The organism is Pseudomonas sp. KD5 (assembly GCF_012932895.1).
In the GTDB taxonomy this organism is placed as follows: Bacteria; Pseudomonadota; Gammaproteobacteria; order Pseudomonadales; family Pseudomonadaceae; genus Aquipseudomonas.
Genome location: NZ_JDWJ01000024.1, coordinates 1 through 17,247, shown reverse-complemented (window position 1 = coordinate 17,247; position 17,247 = coordinate 1). Strand labels below are relative to the sequence as shown.

The following is a 17,247-nucleotide window of genomic DNA, read 5'->3' as shown; positions in this document are numbered from 1 at the left end:
CGGACAAAACGCCGGTCAGCACCACCGTGACCGACACCGTCGACACCACCAACCTCAGCCTGAGCGCATCCAACTCGGTAGCCGAAGGTGGTTCCATCGTTTACACCGCGACCCTGACCAACGCCGCCGGCACACCCGTGACCGTGACCCTGAGCAACGGCGCCGTGATCACCATCGATGCCGGTAAAACCACCGGCACCGTCAATGTCCCGGCTCCATCCGATGACGTTTACAAAGATGCGGGCACGGTCCAGGCCACCATCTCCACCGCCACCGGTGGCAGTTTCGAGAACCTGGTGCCTAGCACTGCCCCGGCGGTCACCACCGTCACCGATACCATCGACAAAACCGAAGTCAGCATCAGCGGCAGCACCTCGGTGACCGAAGGCCAGACCGCCAGTTACACCGTCAGCCTGACCCACCCGGCGCAGACCGAAGTGACCCTGAAAATCGTCTACAGCGGTACCGCCGCCGACGGTTCGGACTTCACCGGCGTGTACACCGTGAAGATCCCGGCCGGCGCCAGCAGCGCGAGCTTCAACGTCGCGACGCTGGACGACAAGCTCACCGAGGGCACCGAGAACTTCGTGGTCAAGATCGACTCGGCCACCGGCGGCAACTTCGAAAACCTCGCGGTCAGCAGCACCAACGGCAGCGTCAGCACTTCGATCATCGACAACGATGCCGCGCCGGTTCTCGACCTGGACGCCAATAACTCCAGCGGCGCCACCGGGGCCAACTACAACGTGACCTTCACCGAAGGCACCACCGGCCAGGGCGTCTCGATCGGCGACACCGACCTGAGCATCACCGACCCGGACAGCACCATGCTGACCGGCGCCACCATCGTGCTGACCAACCGTCAGCCGGGCGATGCGCTGAACCTCGGCAACAGTGTCAATGGCATCAGCATCAACGCCAACAGCCAGGACGGTACGGTCACCCTGACCCTGTCGGGCAACGCGACGCTGGCCGACTACATGCAGCAGATCAAAAACATCAGCTTCACCAACAGCAGTGAGGATCCGAGCACCGTGCCGCGGATCATCACCGTGACGGTGACCGATGGCAGCAATTACTCCAACACCGCGACCACCACCGTCAACGTGGTGGCCGTGAACGACGCGCCAACTGCCGCGCCGGTTAACGTCACCGGTACCGAAGACACCCCGCTGATCCTCGGATGGTCGACCTTTGGCGTCAGTGATGTCGACAGCCCGGCCGCCAACCTGGGGGTGAAAATCACTCAGCTGCCGGGCGAAGGCAAATTGCAGTACCTGGACGGTGCGACCTGGAAAGACGTAACGACCAACCAGACCATCAGCAAGGCCGACATCGACGCCGGCAAGTTGCGCTTCACGCCGGATGCCAACGAATCGGGCGTTGACGGCTACGGTGGCAGCGGCGTGGGCAATAACCAGACGGACTACGCGCAGATCAAGTTCCAGCCAACCGATGGTCAACTGCTGGGCAACACCGGTACGGTGAAAATCGACATCACACCGGTTGCCGACGCGCCATCCCTGAGCGTCGCGGACAACAGCGTCAAGTCCACCGGCCTGATCAAGGAAGTCTGGACCGGCCTGTCGGGCCTGGGCACCGATGGTAGTGGCGCGCCGTCCGGCACGCTGAAATCGGTCATCGACGCCGCAGGCACCCCGAACTCCACCGGCACCGTGACCAACGTGCAGTCCGACGGCGGTGTCACTGCCGGCACGGCCTCGAAAACCTCCGGCCTGATTTACCTCGAAGCCGGCAAGACATACACCTTCAGCGGCACCGGCGATGACAGCCTGTTGGTGACCATCGGTGGCAAGAACGTGGCCGCGACGACTTGGGGTGCAGGCGGCAAGCTGAACGGTTCGTTCACCCCGACCACCAGCGGTTACTACACCCTGGACATCTACCACCATAACCAGAGTGGCCCCGGCAGCTATGACGTCAACCTGTCGGTCAACGGCGGTACAGCGATCGACCTGAGCAGCGCCGGCGTACCGCTGTATACCGGCGTGGCGGATCTGGCCGCCTCTGGCGTGACGGTTTCCGACCTTCACGGCACCAATGGCGAAGGCTACTACGACGGTTACAAACTCAACGAAGGCGCCGAAGGCAGCAGCGTTCACCTATCCGCGATCAAGACCGCGCTGACCGACACCGACGGCTCTGAAAGCCTGAGCGTGAAGATCAGCGGCCTGCCAACGGGCTCGGTGCTCAGCGATGGCGCGGGCCACACCTTCACCACCACCAACGGCGAAGCCAACGTTACCGGCTGGAACCTCGGCAGCCTGACCGTCACCCCGCCGCCGTACTACAACGGCCAGTTCACCCTGACCGTGACCTCGACATCCACCGAAGCACTCGGCGGATCGGCACTGAGCACCGCGCAGATTCCGGTCACGGTATACCCAGCGGTCTACAACGCCGTGACCGCCACGGCGGCCGACGACACGATCACCGGCACTGACGGCAACGACATCATGGTCGCCGACATCGGCGGGCTGACCGTGGTGCCAGGCACCAATTACAACATCGCGTTCATGGTCGACAGCTCGGGCAGCATGAGCAGCACGTCGATCAATGCCGCCAAGGATTCGTTGACGGCGGTGTTCAACACCCTCAAGCAAAGCCTGGGCGGCAACTCCGGGACCGTGAATATCTTCCTGGTGGACTTCGATACTCAGGTCAACAAATCAGTGTCGGTGAACCTGAACGACCCGAACGCGCTGACCTTGCTCAAATCCGTTCTGGATTCGATGTCGTCGGGCGGCGGCACCAACTACGAGGACGTGTTCAAAACCACGGCCAATTGGTTCCAGAGTGCTGACGCCATTGCCAACACCGGTGCGAAGAACCTCACGTACTTCATCACCGATGGCAAGCCGACCTACTACCAGAGCGGCGAACAGACCAACCCGACCTTGTACGGCAACGTGAAGCTCGATGATGTCATCACCACCACCAACTACAAGTTGGGGCAGACCTATTCCAACTATCTGGACAGCACTCACTACCTGAGCATCGACAGCGCCGGCAACGTCACGCTGCAGACTCTGAAAAACTCTGGCCGCTGGAGCAGTTCCGAACTGGGCACCCTGCATGCCGAGGGTAACGGCACCTACGAGCTGTCCTATCGCGACGGCACCGGTAGCAACACCGATTCCACTACCATCGACAATTCCGGCAGCAGCTTCACGTTGCTGAACAACGTGTCGACGGTGGAGGCCATCGGCCTGAACAAGGACGTCACCCTCACCGACCTCAAGCCGTACGATTCGGATCAAACGCCACAAACCAACATCGACCCCAAGGACCTGGCCAACTCGATCATCGGCCATACCGAAGCGACAATGCCGGGTGCCGACACGGTCAGCGGCGGTGACGGCAACGACCTCCTGTTCGGCGATCTGGTGAGCTTCAATGGCATTGCCGGCGAGGGTTATCAGGCGATGCAGGCGTTCGTCGCCCAGCAAACCGGCGTCGACGTCAGCAAAGTCACCACCAGCAACGTGCACCAGTACATCACCGAGCACTACACCGCGTTCGACGTGTCTGGCGCTCACGATGGTAACGACACGCTACTGGGTGGCGCGGGCAACGACATTCTCTTCGGCCAGGGCGGCAACGACCTCCTCGACGGCGGCAAGGGCAATGACATCCTGCTCGGCGGCACCGGCAATGACTCGCTGATCGGCGGCCAAGGTAACGACATCCTGATTGGCGGCTCAGGTGCCGACACCTTCATCTGGAAGGCTGGCGACACCGGCAGCGACGTGATCAAGGACTTCAAGGCCAGCGAAGGCGACCGCATCGACCTGCGTGATTTGTTGCAGGGTGAAAGCGGCAGCACGATTGACCACTTCCTGAAGATCACCACCGTGGACGGCGTGTCGTCCCTGCAAGTCAGCTCCGCCGGCAAGTTCAACGGCGCCGATGCCGCAGCGACCACCCCGGACGTGACGATCAAACTGGAAGGTAACAATTGGTCCAGCGCCAGCATCAACTCGCTGATTGCCGGTAGTGACCCGACCATCAAGATCGATCACAACAACAGCTGATACGCAGGCTGACGGCCGCCCCAACCGGGCGGCCGTCATGTATGCCCACACCTCACGGGTGACGATTTCGTCGTCGCACCGCATACTCGCCTGCGTTGGCCTATGCTGCTGACAGCACGACGCTGGTCCATTTCCGAGGGATGCTTAATGTTTTACGTGCAACGCGATGCGCAAGGTCAGTTAGTGCGCGTGGAAGCCACGGCCTACGCCGAGGCCACGGAAACGCTGCCGGCCGACCACCATGAAATCCAGGCCTGGTATGCCCACGAAGTGGTGGAGACCAGCCTCAAGCAGCTCAAGCAGAGCGACCTGGAGATGATTCGGGTACTCGACGACTTGATTCAGGTGCTGACCCAAAAAGGCGTGATCCGCGTCACCGACCTGCCGCCGGCCGCACAGGCCAAGCTGATGGACCGGACCCAGGCACGTGAGGCGTTGGGCGGGTTGAGCCAGTTGATCGATGATGATGATGAGACGGGGTTGATTTAACCCCTGACGCCGATCATTCCCACGCTCTGCGTGGGAATGATGAGCGGGCTACTGCCAAGGCTTCGGCTCACCAAACAACTGCCCCTGAACCCCGTACAACCCCATCTCGCGAATCACCGACAACTCCCCTTCGGTCTCGACCCGCTCGGCAATCAACGGCAAATCGATGCTGTGCGCCGCTCGCTGAATCGCCTCGATGAACAGACGCTTGTCGCTCTCCTGATCAATCGCGCGGATGTAACTGCCGTCGATCTTCAGATACGCCAGCCCCAGCCGCGCCAGGTTGCCGATCATGCTGAAGCGCCCACCAAAACGCTGCAGACTCAGCGAGAACCCAAGCTCACGCAAACGCCGCGTCAGCTGCTCCAGTACCGCCTGCTCGGGCAGTTGCTCTTCGCCGATTTCCAGGGTCAGTCGTTCGCCAAGATTCGAATGCTGACGCAGGATATCGAACACTGCGTTCAGCGCCTGCGGGTCCGCCAGTGTCGCCGAAGACAGGTTCAGCGCCAGCGACTCCTCATGGTCGACCATCTGCTCGAGCACCAACTCCAGCATCAAACGGTCCAGTCGCGCGGTCCAGCCGAAACGCTCAAGCCATGGCAAGAAACGCCCGGCGGGAATGGTCTGGTCCTGCTCGTCGAGCAGGCGCGACAGCACTTTGTAATGCAGCACCAACTCTGTGTCGTGGCTGGCCACCACCGGCTGGAAATACAGCTCGAAACGCTGCTGGTTCAGCGCCTGATCCAGCAGGGTGTGCCAGGCGTGGTGATCGTCGCCAACCCGCGCCGGCGCGCCCTGATCGAGGCATGCCCAGCTCGGTTCACCCTGGCTTTCTGCCTGGGCCAGTGCCTGATCCGCCAAGCCGATCACCGCTTGCGGCGAGTCGCCATGGGCAAACGGCGCCAACCCGATTGAAGCCACCGAAGCCACGTCCGTGGCGCCCGTCGCATGCAGGCTCCCCAAGGCACTTTCGAGATTACTCGCCAGTTGCAGCGCTTCTTCACGCACCAGCCCCGGTGCCAGCACGGCGAATTCCCCGCCACGAATACGCGTCACGAGGTTCTGGGTTTCCGGGTACTTGGCACACTCGCGGGACAACTGCTCGCCGACCGCTTTCAACAATTCATCGGTACGCTGACCGCCCAGCCGCTGGTTCAAACCGGCCAGATCCTTCACCCGCAACAGCAGCAAATAACCGGAGCTGGCCTGCTCCGAGTTGTTCAAACGCGCGTTCAATTGCATTTCGAAATAGCGCCGGTTGGCCAAGCCGGTCAGGTTGTCCTGATAGGACTCGGCGCGCAGCTTTTCACTGCGTTCGGCCTGCTCCTGGAACAGCGCCTTGAGCTTCTCGACCATCTGGTTCATGGCCTGCACCACCCGGCGCAGTTCCGGGGTGCGCGGCAGTTCTGGCAGGCTTAAGAATTCCCGGCGAGCAATGGCATGGGATTGCTTGACCATGTAGTCCAGCGGCTTCAGTTGCCGACGCAGCAACAACGCGCCCAGCACCGCACTCACCGCGCCACAGAGCAGCAACCAGCCGAGGCTGCCCAACGCGCTCTGCCACAGCTTGGCCAACGCGAACATCGGATGGCTGACCACCTCGACCCGCGCGGCCTGCTCCCAGCCACGGCTGACAATTGCATCACCACCGGCCGGCTCCAGGCCGATCAATTTGACGAACCAGTCCGGCACGTTAGTGACTGCCGGGATGCCGCTGCGCTCGACAATCGTCTTGTCGTTGGCCAGATCGACCACACGGATGCTCGCGTAGTAACCGCTGTCGAAGATCGAGCTGACCAACAACTCGACCATCGCCGGGTCGTCGATGTTCGGCGTCAGGGACAGCGCCAATGCCGTCGCGGCGTCCTGGGCGTGAGAACGCAACTGATTGACGTACTGGGTGCGCGAGCTTTCCAGACTGACCATGAAGCTGCCGGTGAAGGCGACCACCAGGAACAGACAGATAGCGATCAACAGCTGTTTGAACAAAGACATCTGAGCGCGTGCTCCTAGTTAATCGTCTCGACCGGGAAACCTTCGGCCTGCATTTTCTTCAACACGTCCTGCCAGCGAGACAGGCGTTTGGTGTCTCCGACCTTCTTGTTGCCCTTGGCACCCGGCAGCCACAACCCTTCGGCATTGAAAGAGTAGACCGGCAGCAAATCGGTTCGCTGGTTGGCGGGCTTGATCGCATCGATCAGGCTGTCGAGCACCAAAGGCATGGCCTCGGGGCTCGCGTAGTAGGTCAGCACCATGTGCGCGCGGTTCAGTCGCAAAGCCTTGACGTAGGTAATGCGCAGTTTGTCACTGGAGACACCAAGACGACGCAGGCTGAAATATTTGGCGATAGCGTAGTCTTCGCAATCGCCGGCGCCCTTCCACAAGGCTTCGATCGGTGTTTCCCAATAATCGACCTCGTGCCACAGGTCGATGTCTTCTTCGTAGCGCATCTGCTTGTTGAAGAACCGGTTGACCACGTTGAGCTGCTCCAGCTCGCCGACCTGTTTTTGCGTAGCCAGCAACTGCTGCCAGGCATCGATGCGCTGCCGCCCTTCACCCAAAGGTCCGTACAATGCCTGCGCGCGACGGCTGATCAGCGAGAAATCCCAGTCGGCATGCAGCCCGCCCAGCATGACGCCGGCCAGCAGCAGTGCGCAGCCTAGCCAGCGCAAAGTCCGAGGGATCGCGAAACGTACCGCCAATGCGAGGCATCCAGGTCAGGCAGATGGAAAATCTGCTTGATGGTGAAGGTTAGTCTGCTAAAAGACAATGGCACGGTGAGATCACTGCCAACACGCTAAACTTGAATGGCAGGAGCAATAAAGGGATCGCAGGAGCTGCCGAAGGCTGCGATCTTTTTGATTTTCCGATTGTTTGACAACCCGTCAGGCAGTCACTAGTGTCCATTTGGATCCAAATATTTCAGCCAATCAGGGTGCGTTTGTCGTGACACAGAAGCCCAACCCTCTCAGCAGCATCAAGGTCAATGGGCCGATTCCCGCTCATTTGGCACGCTCAGTGATCGAAGAAACCCTGCGCGCAGCCATTCTCGACGGTCGCATTCCCTGCGGCACAGCCCTGCGTCAGCAAGACCTCGCCGACCTGTTCGGTGTTAGCCGCATGCCGGTGCGCGAAGCCTTGCGCCAGCTTGAGGCGCAAGCGCTACTCAACGTGATCGCCCATAAGGGCGCTGTGGTCGCACCGTTGGTACAGGGCGATGCAACAGAGACCTATGAGTTGCGGATCCTGCTGGAGTCCGAAGCCTTGCGTCGGTCGATCCCCCTGCTTGAAGACGCCGATTTCAAACAGGCTGCACGCTACATCGACGAGTTGGAAACGGAACACGACTACACCGAGATCGGCCGGCTCAATCGCCTGTTCCACATGGCGCTTTACCACAAAGCCCCCAACCAGCGGCTGCTGAAACTGGTCGAAGACGGGTTGAACGAAGAGGAACGCTTCCTGCGCTTCAACCTGGAAGCCATGGGCCTTGGCAAACTGTCCCAGGAAGATCACCGAGCGTTGTTGCGGGCCGCCGAGGACCGGGATGTCGAACACTCGGTGATGTTGCTCGAAAACCACCTCAACCGGGGTGTCGAAGTCATCACGCACTACCTCGCGAGCCCTGAGGCGCAGCGCAGGAAAACCTCGAAGTAATCCGTGGCGACAGCTCCGAGCGAGTCATTGAACGGCTCGCCTCGATTTCTGGCTGATCCGCACCTGGACTGCTCAACGAACAAACCTGCTTACAAATCCCCCTTTCGCCCACACCGCGCCGGTGTGCAGCGACTTCATGCCAACTCCCAAAGCCCTGTCACCCCCGAGCCCGATAATTGCACCGATCAGATCATGCAGGGGTGATAGCGAGCGCCGTGAATTACGCTCACTCTTGAGCTGCCAACGAATAATGACGGGCGACGCACCGCACCCCGGAGCAGTCACCCGCACCACAAGAACCAACGGAAGGAGTCTTGTCACGGGAAAGGAAGAACCGGCGTCGCTCCCAGCCAACTTCCACCCCCTCAGATCACATCAATGACCCAAGTAGAAAGTTGCTTCGAGTGAGGCATTCACTCTTTATTTGAATTTTGGCTTATATACGCCGAAAGGAGCAACTACGCCCAAATAAAACTTTATACAAAAGTCTTATTGGAACTTGTCACGCCTGAGAAAATTGAACTTTCAATTAATTAAAAAAACACTTGCCCGACACTTTATTCATGCATTAGTTTTTCTCCGCCGCCCATAAACACCGGGCCAAGCACTACTCAGCGATTGCATAACCCTAAAAAGCATCAATTCAATTGAGGCACCCGCTCGCCAATAGAAAACTTCAAGCAACCGTTACTTATTGATCAACACCCCCTCAACGGTATTCCAGATTACTTATAGGCTCGCTCATGAAACCGACTAAAGATCGTCTTAATCAGAAGAAAGCAGAACTTAGTGCGCACCCGATCTTTTCTGAAATACATTCGTTATCGGTGCTTCAACGCTTCATGGAAACCCATGTGTTTGCAGTGTGGGATTTCATGTCGCTGACCAAACGCCTGCAACAGGAACTGACCTGCGTTCAGCTGCCCTGGCTGCCGCCACGAGATCCGCAGGCCGCGCGTCTGATCAATGAGATCGTGCTCGGTGAAGAGTCCGATGATCGTCCCGCCCAAGGTCACTACAGCCATTTCGAGTTGTACCTCGATGCGATGCGCGAAGTCGGTGCAAGCACAGTCGCCGTCGAACGCTTCGTGGCGTTGCAAAAAGAAGGCGTGAGCTACGACGTGGCCTTGCAAAGCGTGGACGTCGACCCGGCGGCCGCACAGTTCGTACGCCACACCTTGCACACCGCGTTGCATGCGCCGGGACACAGTGTGGCGGCGGCGTTTCTGCACGGCCGCGAGAGTGTCATCCCGCAGATGTTCCAGCGGATTCTCGACGACTGGGGCATTGGCATCGAACAGGCGCCGACCTTCCGTTACTACCTGGAACGGCACATCGAAGTCGACTCCGAAGACCACGGCCCAGCGGCGGAAAAACTCCTCGCACGCCTGGTCAATGGCGATCCGCAGCGCGAAGAAGACGTATACGCCAGCGCCATCGCCGCCGTGGAAAGTCGCATCGCGCTGTGGGACGGCTTGCGCCTGAGCATGAGCGAACCGGTTGCCGAGGTGAACGCATGAACGCCGCCGACTATCAATCCTTCGCCGACGCCTGGGAAAGCCGCGCAACCATTCGCACCCGCCCCCGGCGTGTGCTGGAGAACGACGACAAGCTGATCTATCCACTGAGCCGCCAGCCGCTGGTGCTGAGCGAAACCTTCCTGCGCGAATGCCCGGAACAACGGGACTTCGCCCTGGTACAGACGCTCTACAAGTTCATCAATGACGTGGTGATTTTCGAAACCGAGATCGTCGACAAGACCGCCCGCAGCATCGCCAAAAACCGCTTCAGCGTGGCGTTCCCGTTCGCCTGTCGCTACGACGCCATGACCGTGGTGGTGGACGAGGATTACCACGCCCTGGTGGCCATGGACTTCATGCAGCAGACCGTCGCCATGACCGGCATCACCCCCATCGAACTGCCGGACGAAATAGAACTAAGCCGTGCCATCCCGGCGGCCGTGGCCCTCGCACCGGAACACCTGCGCAGCGCCGTGGAGCTGATCTGTGTGGCCATCGCCGAGAACACCGTGACCGGCGATGTAGCGGCGTTCGCCAAGGACGAAACAGTCAAGCAATCGATCAAAGGCCTGATGGCCGACCACTTGCTGGACGAGGGCCGTCACTCCGGGTTCTGGTCGCGGCTGGTGCGCATCTACTGGCACACCGCAAGCGAAGACGATCGCCAGTGCATCGCACAAATCCTGCCGGTGTTCATCGGCCATTACCTGACCAACGACATCCAGAAGTCCTTCGACTTCCGCCTGATCGACGCCTTGCAGATCAGCGACGTGGTGCGTCAGGCCCTCAAGAGCGAAGTGTCGGGGCTGGCCTTCCCGATCAATCGCCATCACCCGCTGGTCGCCAACATCGTGCGGTTTTTCCGCAGCAGTTCGCTGCTCGATTCACCGTGCGTGCAAAGCGCCCTGAGCGACTACCTGGTTTAACGAGGAGAACATCATGAGACGTCTCGATATTTTGCTCATCGGGCAAAGCCAGGCCCTGACCGAACTGGCGCTGGAGCTCGAACAACACGGTCATTCACTGGCGCGACTTGCGAATGTGGAAGAATCGCCGCCGGGCCTATTTGATTTGCTGATCGATGATGCGAGCCTGCCATTTCGGGACTTCGGCAATGCGCCGCACCTGATGCTGCAAGTGGGTGTCGGGTTGCCGGGAGCTAGCGGGCTGCCACCGCTGGACCTGCTGTGCACGTACAACTCGACGCCGTTGAGTCGCGTGCCGGTCGCCGAAGAGTTGTCCGGCAACGGCCAGGCATTGCGCCTGCGGGCAGTGGCCGAGCTGGTCGATCATGTGGCGCTGCTGGTCAGCCGCTTCTCCCGGGATGCCGACTATTTCCTGCAGGCCGAGCCGACGATTTCCGCGCACTTCGAACAGGTGGAAAACCTGCTGTTTTTAGAGCACCTGGCCTTCGTCCACCGTCTCAACAACACGGCAGAACCACGACTTCTGCAACTTGGGCAGATCCCGATGATCGAGCGGCTTGAACAGCGCTTTATTCAGTCTGCCGAGCGTGCGGCGCTGAACATCGCCGGCACGTCGCTGAGCTATCGAGAACTGCACGCCCACAGCCGCGCCATCCAACAGCGATTGCAACCGTTGCTCGATCAGCATCAAGGGCCTCTGGTGGTCGGAGTCTGCCTGCCAAAATGCAGTGCGTTGTATGCGGGGATTCTGGCGATCCTCGGCAGCGGCGCGGTGTACCTGCCGCTGGAGCCGAGCCACCCGCTGCAACGTCAGCAGTACATTCTGGAAAACGCTGGAGCGGTGTTGTTGCTGCATGACGGAGAGCATCCTCTCAGCGAGACGATGCCGGGGCTGGACATCAGCCGTATCGACAGCGGCGATGTGAACCTCGATCAACCCTTGATGCGCCAACGCCCCGATCTCGACGCGCCATGCATGGCGCTCTACACCTCGGGCACCACAGGTCACCCCAAAGGCGTGCTGCTCAGCCAGGCCAATCTCGCGCACTTCACCGCGTGGTACGCCGACTACGTGCAGCTGACCGAACAGAGCCGGGTGTTGCAGTTTTCATCGTTGAGTTTCGACTCGTCATTGATCGATATCTTCCCGACCCTGCTGCAGGGTGCAGAGCTGATCGTGCCCAACGAGGACCAACGTCGCGACCCGCTGCAACTGGTCGAGCTGATCCGCCACCAACAACTCAGCCATGCCTTTTTGCCGCCAGCCTTGCTGAGCATCCTGCCGCTGGATCAGTTGCAGGTCCTCGATCATGTGATGACCGGCGGCGATGTCTGCGAACCCTACGTAGTCCAGCAACTGACCCGCCAAGGCAATCTCTACAACCTCTATGGCCCGACCGAAGCCACGGTTCTGATCACCGCGCGGCAACTGCGTACCGGCGACAGCAACCGGACCCTCGGTGCACCGATTGCCAACAGTCAGGTGCTGATCCTTGATGAGGATTTGCAACCGGTGACCGAGCAAACCGTCGGTGAGTTGTACATCGTCGGCCCAGGGGTGTGCCTGGGTTACCTGAACAATCCGCAGCAGACTGCCGAACGCTATCTGAACCTGCACCTGCCGAACGGCCAGAGCCTGCGCGCCTACCGCTCCGGCGACATGGCCAAATGGACCGCCGACGGTATCGAGCTGTGCGGACGGCGAGACAATCAGGTGAAGATTCGCGGCTTTCGGGTCGAGCCGGAAGAGATCGAACGCTGCCTGCGCGACAGCCAGCTATACCGTCAGGTGGCGGTGGTCATCGATTGTCATCGACGGATTCTGGCCTTTCTCGCGCAACCCCAGGAAGCGCAACCCGGTGCCGCTCGCGAAGCCTTGAAAGCCCATGCCATGCAATTTTTGCCGGACTACATGCAGCCGATCGCCTGGACCGAACTGGCAAGCATGCCGTTCGCCAGCAACGGCAAGGTCGACCGCAAAGCACTGCTGGAATTGCCCGTCAACGTGACCGAAAACAGCCCACGGTGTTTGCCCGCCAGCGCCGATGAAGCGCTGTTGTTGGAAATCTGGGCTGAGCTGCTGGAGCTGCCCGCCAGCGACATTTCCACCGACGAAAGCTTCTTCAACCTCGGTGGGCACTCGATCCTGCTGTCGCGCATGCTCCTGCGTTTGCGTGAGGAGTTCGGCCGCAGTATCTCGATTAACCGCTTCATCGAACTACCGACGATTGCGAAGCTGGCGACGTTGGTGCGCGGCTCCGGGACCGAGGAAGTGTTGAGTGAAAAAGCCCTGGCCGATGCCTTCCGTGAACTGGACATCGAGCCGCTGCCGATCAGCCGAATGGGCGATGTGCACAAGGTGATCGTCACCGGCGCCAACAGCTTTGTCGGTGTGCATATCGTCGAAGCGCTGCTGGCCTGGGGCGCCAGCGAAGTGGCGTGCCTGGTGCGCGATGGCGGTGGGCAATCGGCGGCGCAACGCTTTGCGGATGCGTTGCGGGAAAACCGCCTGGAGCATCTGGACCTGAGCCGGGTGCAGGTTTACGCGGCAGACATCACTCGCCCGCAACTGGGGCTCAGCGAAGCGGTTTACGAACGGCTGGATCGAGAGTTCGGCGCACTGGTGCACAACGCCGCCAACGTCAATCACGTCCTCGATTACGAGTCGTTGGCGCGGGATAACGTCGAACCGATTTTCGAGTGTCTGCGCCTGTGTGAAGGACGCAGCAAGAAGATCTTCAACTTCGTCTCGACGCTCTCGGCGTCCAGCACGATTTCCGACGATGGCCGGGTCCTGGAGTTGCCCGCCGCGCAGACACCGCCGATCTACATCAAGAACGGCTACAACCTGTCCAAATGGGTCGGCGAGCGGATCCTCGAAAGGGCGCGGGAACGTGGGGTTCGGGTCAATCTTTATCGCCCCGGCAATATCAGCTTCAACAGCCTCACCGGCGTCTGCCAGCCCCACAAGAATCGCCTGATGCTGATGCTCAAGGGCTCGATCCAGCTCGGTCAGGTACCGGAGTTCGCACTGAATTTCGACCTGATGCCGGTGGATTTTCTCGCCCGTTTCATCGCCTTCCATGCCAGCCGTTACCAGGCCGAAAAAGCGGTGTTCAACCTGCACAACCCCGAACCCCTGAGCTGGGACACCTACGTGGCTTCCTTTCGCGAAGCCGGTCGGGAGTTCTCGATGGTCAGCGTCGCCGACTGGCAGCAGCAATTGGGCCGGGTCGACAGTGATAACGCGCTGTTTGGCGTGCTGGGTTTCTACCTCAACGGCTTCGAGGAAGACATCGGCGACATCTCGATGATCGGCCACGATAACGCCCAGGCCGGTGTACGGCAGATGGGCGCGCACTACCCGGAAAAATCCCCGGCGCTGCTGCGACGCGGCTGCGACTACCTCAAAGAAATCAACTTCATCTGATTCACCCCAACCCCGCACGGAGCAAAAACCATGAATACTCTGCAACCCGATACCCTGATCAAAAACCCTCAAGGCTGCCACGTTGTGTCTTCGGTGGAAGTACCGGCCGACGCGGCGCAAGTCTGGGCAGTGGTCGGCAACTTTGCCGGCTTCGACAAATTCATTCCGGCGCTGTCGCACATCGAGATGACCGGCGATGGCGTGTCGTCACTGCGCAAGAAATTCTTCAAAGACGGCAACCTGGTGGTCGAACAACTCAACTCCCGGGATAACCAGGCGCTGAACATGACCTGGACCACAATTTACAACACCTTGGGCGTGGCCAATTTATGGGCCGCGATGAGTGTGGAATCCTTGGGCGCAGACAAGTCGCGGGCGACCTGGACGATCATTGCCGAGCCGGCCCAGGGCGGCGCCGAGGCCCTGCCGGGGTTCAAGCAGTTCGTTCAGGGGTTTGCCGATGATGCGATGGGGAATGTGGTGAAGCTGTTTGTGTAGTGCTTCGGTTCAGCGGTGACTGATCTACCGCTATCGCAGGCAAGCCTCGCTTCTACAGGTTAGCTCTTGTAGGAGCGAGCGGTGCGGCGATCCGACTTGCACGCGAAGAACGATAACGCGATCCTACTGACCTCAATCAGATCTTGAAGCTATCAACCAGTTGCTTCAAACGATTGGCCTGCTGGGACAGCGCATCACAATCCTTCAATGTTTCATTGAGGTTGGCCACGCTCTGCTGGTTCAGCAGGTTGATCTGGTTGACATCGACGTTGAGGGTTTCGACCACGGCGGTCTGTTCTTCGGTCGCCGCGGCCACCGATTGGTTCATGCCGTCGATTTCGCCAATACGCTGGGTCACGCTGACCAGTCGCAGGCCGGCCTGGTTCGCCACTTCGACGCTCTGCTCGCTGGACACCTGACTGGCGTTCATCGTAGTCACCGCCTCGCGAGAACCGATCTGCAGCGAACTGATCATCTTGTGGATCTCTTCCGCCGACTCCTGGGTGCGATGAGCCAGGTTGCGCACCTCATCCGCCACCACCGCAAAACCACGACCGGCCTCACCGGCACGGGCCGCTTCGATGGCCGCGTTGAGCGCCAGCAAATTGGTCTGCTGGGAGATGCCTTTGATCACATCCAGAATGTGGCCGATGTTGTCGGTGCTCGCGTTCAGGGTTTCGATCTGCGTGCAGGACAGGCTGATTTTCTGCGACAGCTCGGTCATGGCCTGGATGGTTTGTTCCACCACCTGACGGCCGTCATCGGCCTGTTCGCTCGCGCCGCTGGCGTGTTGCGAAGCATCGGCGGCATTGCGGGCGATTTCCTGGGTGGCGGCGCCCAATTGGTTGATCGCCGCGGCCACGCTGTTGGTGCGGGCGCTTTGTTCGTCGGAGCCGATGATCGAAGCGTTGGACGATGCCATCACCCGTTGCGACAGATCATGAACCTGGCGGGTCGCCGAGGACACTTCGCAAATCGATGCGTGAATCCGCTCCACGAACTGGTTGAAGGAACCACCCAACTCGCCGAACTCGTCTTTGCTTTCTACGACCAGACGACGGGTCAGGTCGCCCTCGCCCTGAGCGATGTCCTGCATCGCACGGCCCATCGTGGTCAGCGGACGCATCAGCACGTTGATCAGCAAGCTCAGCAGCACGGCAATGGCCGTCACGGCGATGAACATCGCGATCAGCGCCGAGGTGCGGAACTGGCTCAGTGGTGCGTAGGCCTTGGCCTTGTCAATCGACAGACCGACGTACCACTCGGCATTCGGCAAACCGCTCACCGGTGTGAACGAGAGGATGCGGTCCTGCTTGTTCAGTACGACTTCCTGGATGCCTTTCTCGATGCGGACACTGGAACCCGGATAGATGTCTTTCAGGTTCTTCATCACCTGATCCTTGTCCGGGCTGACGATCACCTGACCATCGGCGCTGACGAGGAACGCGTGACCGATGCCACCGAAATCCACCGAGTTGATGATCTTCACCAGGGTTTCCAGGCTCAGATCACCGCCGACCACGCCCAGCAGTTCGCTGTTCTTTTTCACCGGTATGGCAACGGTCACCACCAGCCCGCCGACCGCCGCCATATAAGGCGGGGTCAGCATGGTCTTGTCGGCGACCACGGCTTGTTTGTACCAGGGGCGCTGACGCGGATCGTAGCCGTCCGGCATCTTCGCGTCAGGGCGCTGGGTGAACATACCATTGGCCTGCCCGACGTAGGTGAACTGGAAGTTTGAGGTGAGGGCCGGTTGATCGACCAGCCCCGGCAAGTCAGCATTGGCACCCTGATGGGCGACGTTCTGCGCGAGGTTTTCCAGGACCAGCACGCGGCCGCTCATCCAGTTCTGCACGCTGCTGGCAGTCAGGTCGCCGGCTTGCTCAACGGAGGACTCGATGTTTTGCCGAATGGTGTTTCGTTGCAGATAGTCGTTGTACAAAGTGAACAACGCAAACGCCAGCACCACGACGCCTGAAGCGGCCAGCAGGATTTTATGGCTGAACTTGAGATTCATTTCATGGGACTTCTTATGCCAAAAGTGGGGATGCGTTCCGGGTTGCAACATTCCATGTAACAGCGCAGACGGCATTCTGAAGCCGCTCTACTTTGGTGCACGCATGTGTCATCAGTCTTTCGGCACGAGCGGGAGAAAACTTAAGGATTTGTACAAAACGCGTCAGATAACCGCCGAACGGCGTACTAGAAGGGACGGATTATTGGGCTTACCGCACGTCATGATCGCGGGTTGGGTGTTTTGGTTGTGGTGTATCGATGAGGGGGGTCTATATCTGATGCTACTGGCTCGAAGGAGTAGCGAGACACGCAGACCTGGATTTGACCCGCTTCAGACTTAGACTTCTATAAGCCCAGAAAGACAAAACCCCTGTCTGCATAAGCAGACAGGGGTTTCGGAATTTAATCTTGACGATGACCTACTCTCACATGGGGAAACCCCACACTACCATCGGCGATGCATCGTTTCACTTCTGAGTTCGGGATGGGATCAGGTGGTTCCAATGCTCTATGGTCGTCAAGAAATTCTGTGACCAGCCCGTTACAGCGGTAACGTGCCAGCAAAATTGGTGACTTCTACTAAAACAAAACCCCTACCTGCATACGCAGATAGGGGTTTCGGAATTTAATCTTGACGATGACCTACTCTCACATGG

10 protein-coding genes and 1 rRNA gene are annotated in these 17,247 nt (G+C 59.7%); 7 read left to right on the top strand and 4 right to left on the bottom strand.

Translation table 11 applies throughout. The features are described from left to right. Together AF70_RS29475 and AF70_RS29470 are read left to right on the top strand one after the other, a co-directional pair. On the top strand, positions 1-4,055 hold a 4,055-nt coding region (locus AF70_RS29475), incomplete at its 5' end, for an immunoglobulin-like domain-containing protein (protein WP_169342509.1). Positions 4,056-4,202: 147 nt separating this feature from the next. After that, positions 4,203-4,544 carry a hypothetical protein gene (locus AF70_RS29470; protein ID WP_028940407.1) on the top strand — a complete coding sequence of 114 codons (342 nt, stop codon included), beginning with the start codon at positions 4,203-4,205 and terminating at the stop codon, positions 4,542-4,544. Between the two features lie 48 nt (positions 4,545-4,592). Here AF70_RS29470 and lapD read toward each other — a convergent pair whose 3' ends face one another. Together lapD and lapG are read right to left on the bottom strand one after the other, a co-directional pair. After that, complete coding sequence (gene lapD, locus AF70_RS29465; protein WP_028940406.1) at positions 4,593-6,539, bottom strand: cyclic di-GMP receptor LapD; 1,947 nt, start codon at positions 6,537-6,539, stop codon at positions 4,593-4,595. A gap of 14 nt (positions 6,540-6,553) precedes the next feature. Then, entirely contained in the window at positions 6,554-7,246 is a 693-nt protein-coding gene (gene lapG / locus AF70_RS29460; protein ID WP_028940405.1) for a cysteine protease LapG, read from the bottom strand. A gap of 244 nt (positions 7,247-7,490) precedes the next feature. On the opposite strand from lapG, the gene AF70_RS29455 reads away from it, so the two are divergent. The 5 genes from AF70_RS29455 (at position 7,491) to AF70_RS29435 (ending at position 14,575) form a co-directional block, all read left to right on the top strand. Continuing rightward, positions 7,491-8,201 (top strand): GntR family transcriptional regulator, encoded by a 711-nt coding sequence (locus AF70_RS29455; protein WP_019582915.1) that lies wholly within the window; start codon positions 7,491-7,493, stop codon positions 8,199-8,201. Between the two features lie 743 nt (positions 8,202-8,944). After that, positions 8,945-9,721 carry a DUF3050 domain-containing protein gene (locus AF70_RS29450; protein ID WP_019582916.1) on the top strand — a complete coding sequence of 259 codons (777 nt, stop codon included), beginning with the start codon at positions 8,945-8,947 and terminating at the stop codon, positions 9,719-9,721. Next, positions 9,718-10,647, top strand: a complete 930-nt coding sequence (locus AF70_RS29445; protein WP_019582917.1) for a diiron oxygenase — start codon at positions 9,718-9,720, stop codon at positions 10,645-10,647. Before AF70_RS29450 ends, AF70_RS29445 begins: the two co-directional genes overlap by 4 nt. A 13-nt stretch (positions 10,648-10,660) precedes the next feature. Beyond that, on the top strand, positions 10,661-14,077 hold the full coding sequence (locus tag AF70_RS29440) for a non-ribosomal peptide synthetase (protein ID WP_028940404.1): 3,417 nt from the start codon (positions 10,661-10,663) through the stop codon (positions 14,075-14,077). Positions 14,078-14,107: 30 nt separating this feature from the next. Beyond that, complete coding sequence (locus tag AF70_RS29435; RefSeq protein ID WP_028940403.1) at positions 14,108-14,575, top strand: SRPBCC family protein; 468 nt, start codon at positions 14,108-14,110, stop codon at positions 14,573-14,575. 136 nt (positions 14,576-14,711) lie between these two features. On the opposite strand, the gene AF70_RS29430 is transcribed toward AF70_RS29435, so the two are convergent. Together AF70_RS29430 and rrf are read right to left on the bottom strand one after the other, a co-directional pair. After that, complete coding sequence (locus AF70_RS29430) at positions 14,712-16,592, bottom strand: methyl-accepting chemotaxis protein (RefSeq protein ID WP_018930308.1); 1,881 nt, start codon at positions 16,590-16,592, stop codon at positions 14,712-14,714. 405 nt (positions 16,593-16,997) lie between these two features. Continuing rightward, positions 16,998-17,113 (bottom strand): 5S ribosomal RNA (gene rrf, locus AF70_RS29425). Between the last annotated feature and the right edge of the window lie 134 nt (positions 17,114-17,247).

Bases quoted from the DNA above. Each gene is read 5' to 3' on its own strand.
- AF70_RS29470 (WP_028940407.1), top strand. From the start codon at position 4,203: ATGTTTTACGTGCAACGCGATGCGCAAGGTCAGTTAGTGCGCGTGGAA.
- lapD (WP_028940406.1), bottom strand. From the start codon at position 6,539: ATGTCTTTGTTCAAACAGCTGTTGATCGCTATCTGTCTGTTCCTGGTG.
- AF70_RS29450 (WP_019582916.1), top strand. From the start codon at position 8,945: ATGAAACCGACTAAAGATCGTCTTAATCAGAAGAAAGCAGAACTTAGT.
- AF70_RS29445 (WP_019582917.1), top strand. From the start codon at position 9,718: ATGAACGCCGCCGACTATCAATCCTTCGCCGACGCCTGGGAAAGCCGC.
- AF70_RS29440 (WP_028940404.1), top strand. From the start codon at position 10,661: ATGAGACGTCTCGATATTTTGCTCATCGGGCAAAGCCAGGCCCTGACC.
- AF70_RS29435 (WP_028940403.1), top strand. From the start codon at position 14,108: ATGAATACTCTGCAACCCGATACCCTGATCAAAAACCCTCAAGGCTGC.
- AF70_RS29430 (WP_018930308.1), bottom strand. From the start codon at position 16,592: ATGAATCTCAAGTTCAGCCATAAAATCCTGCTGGCCGCTTCAGGCGTC.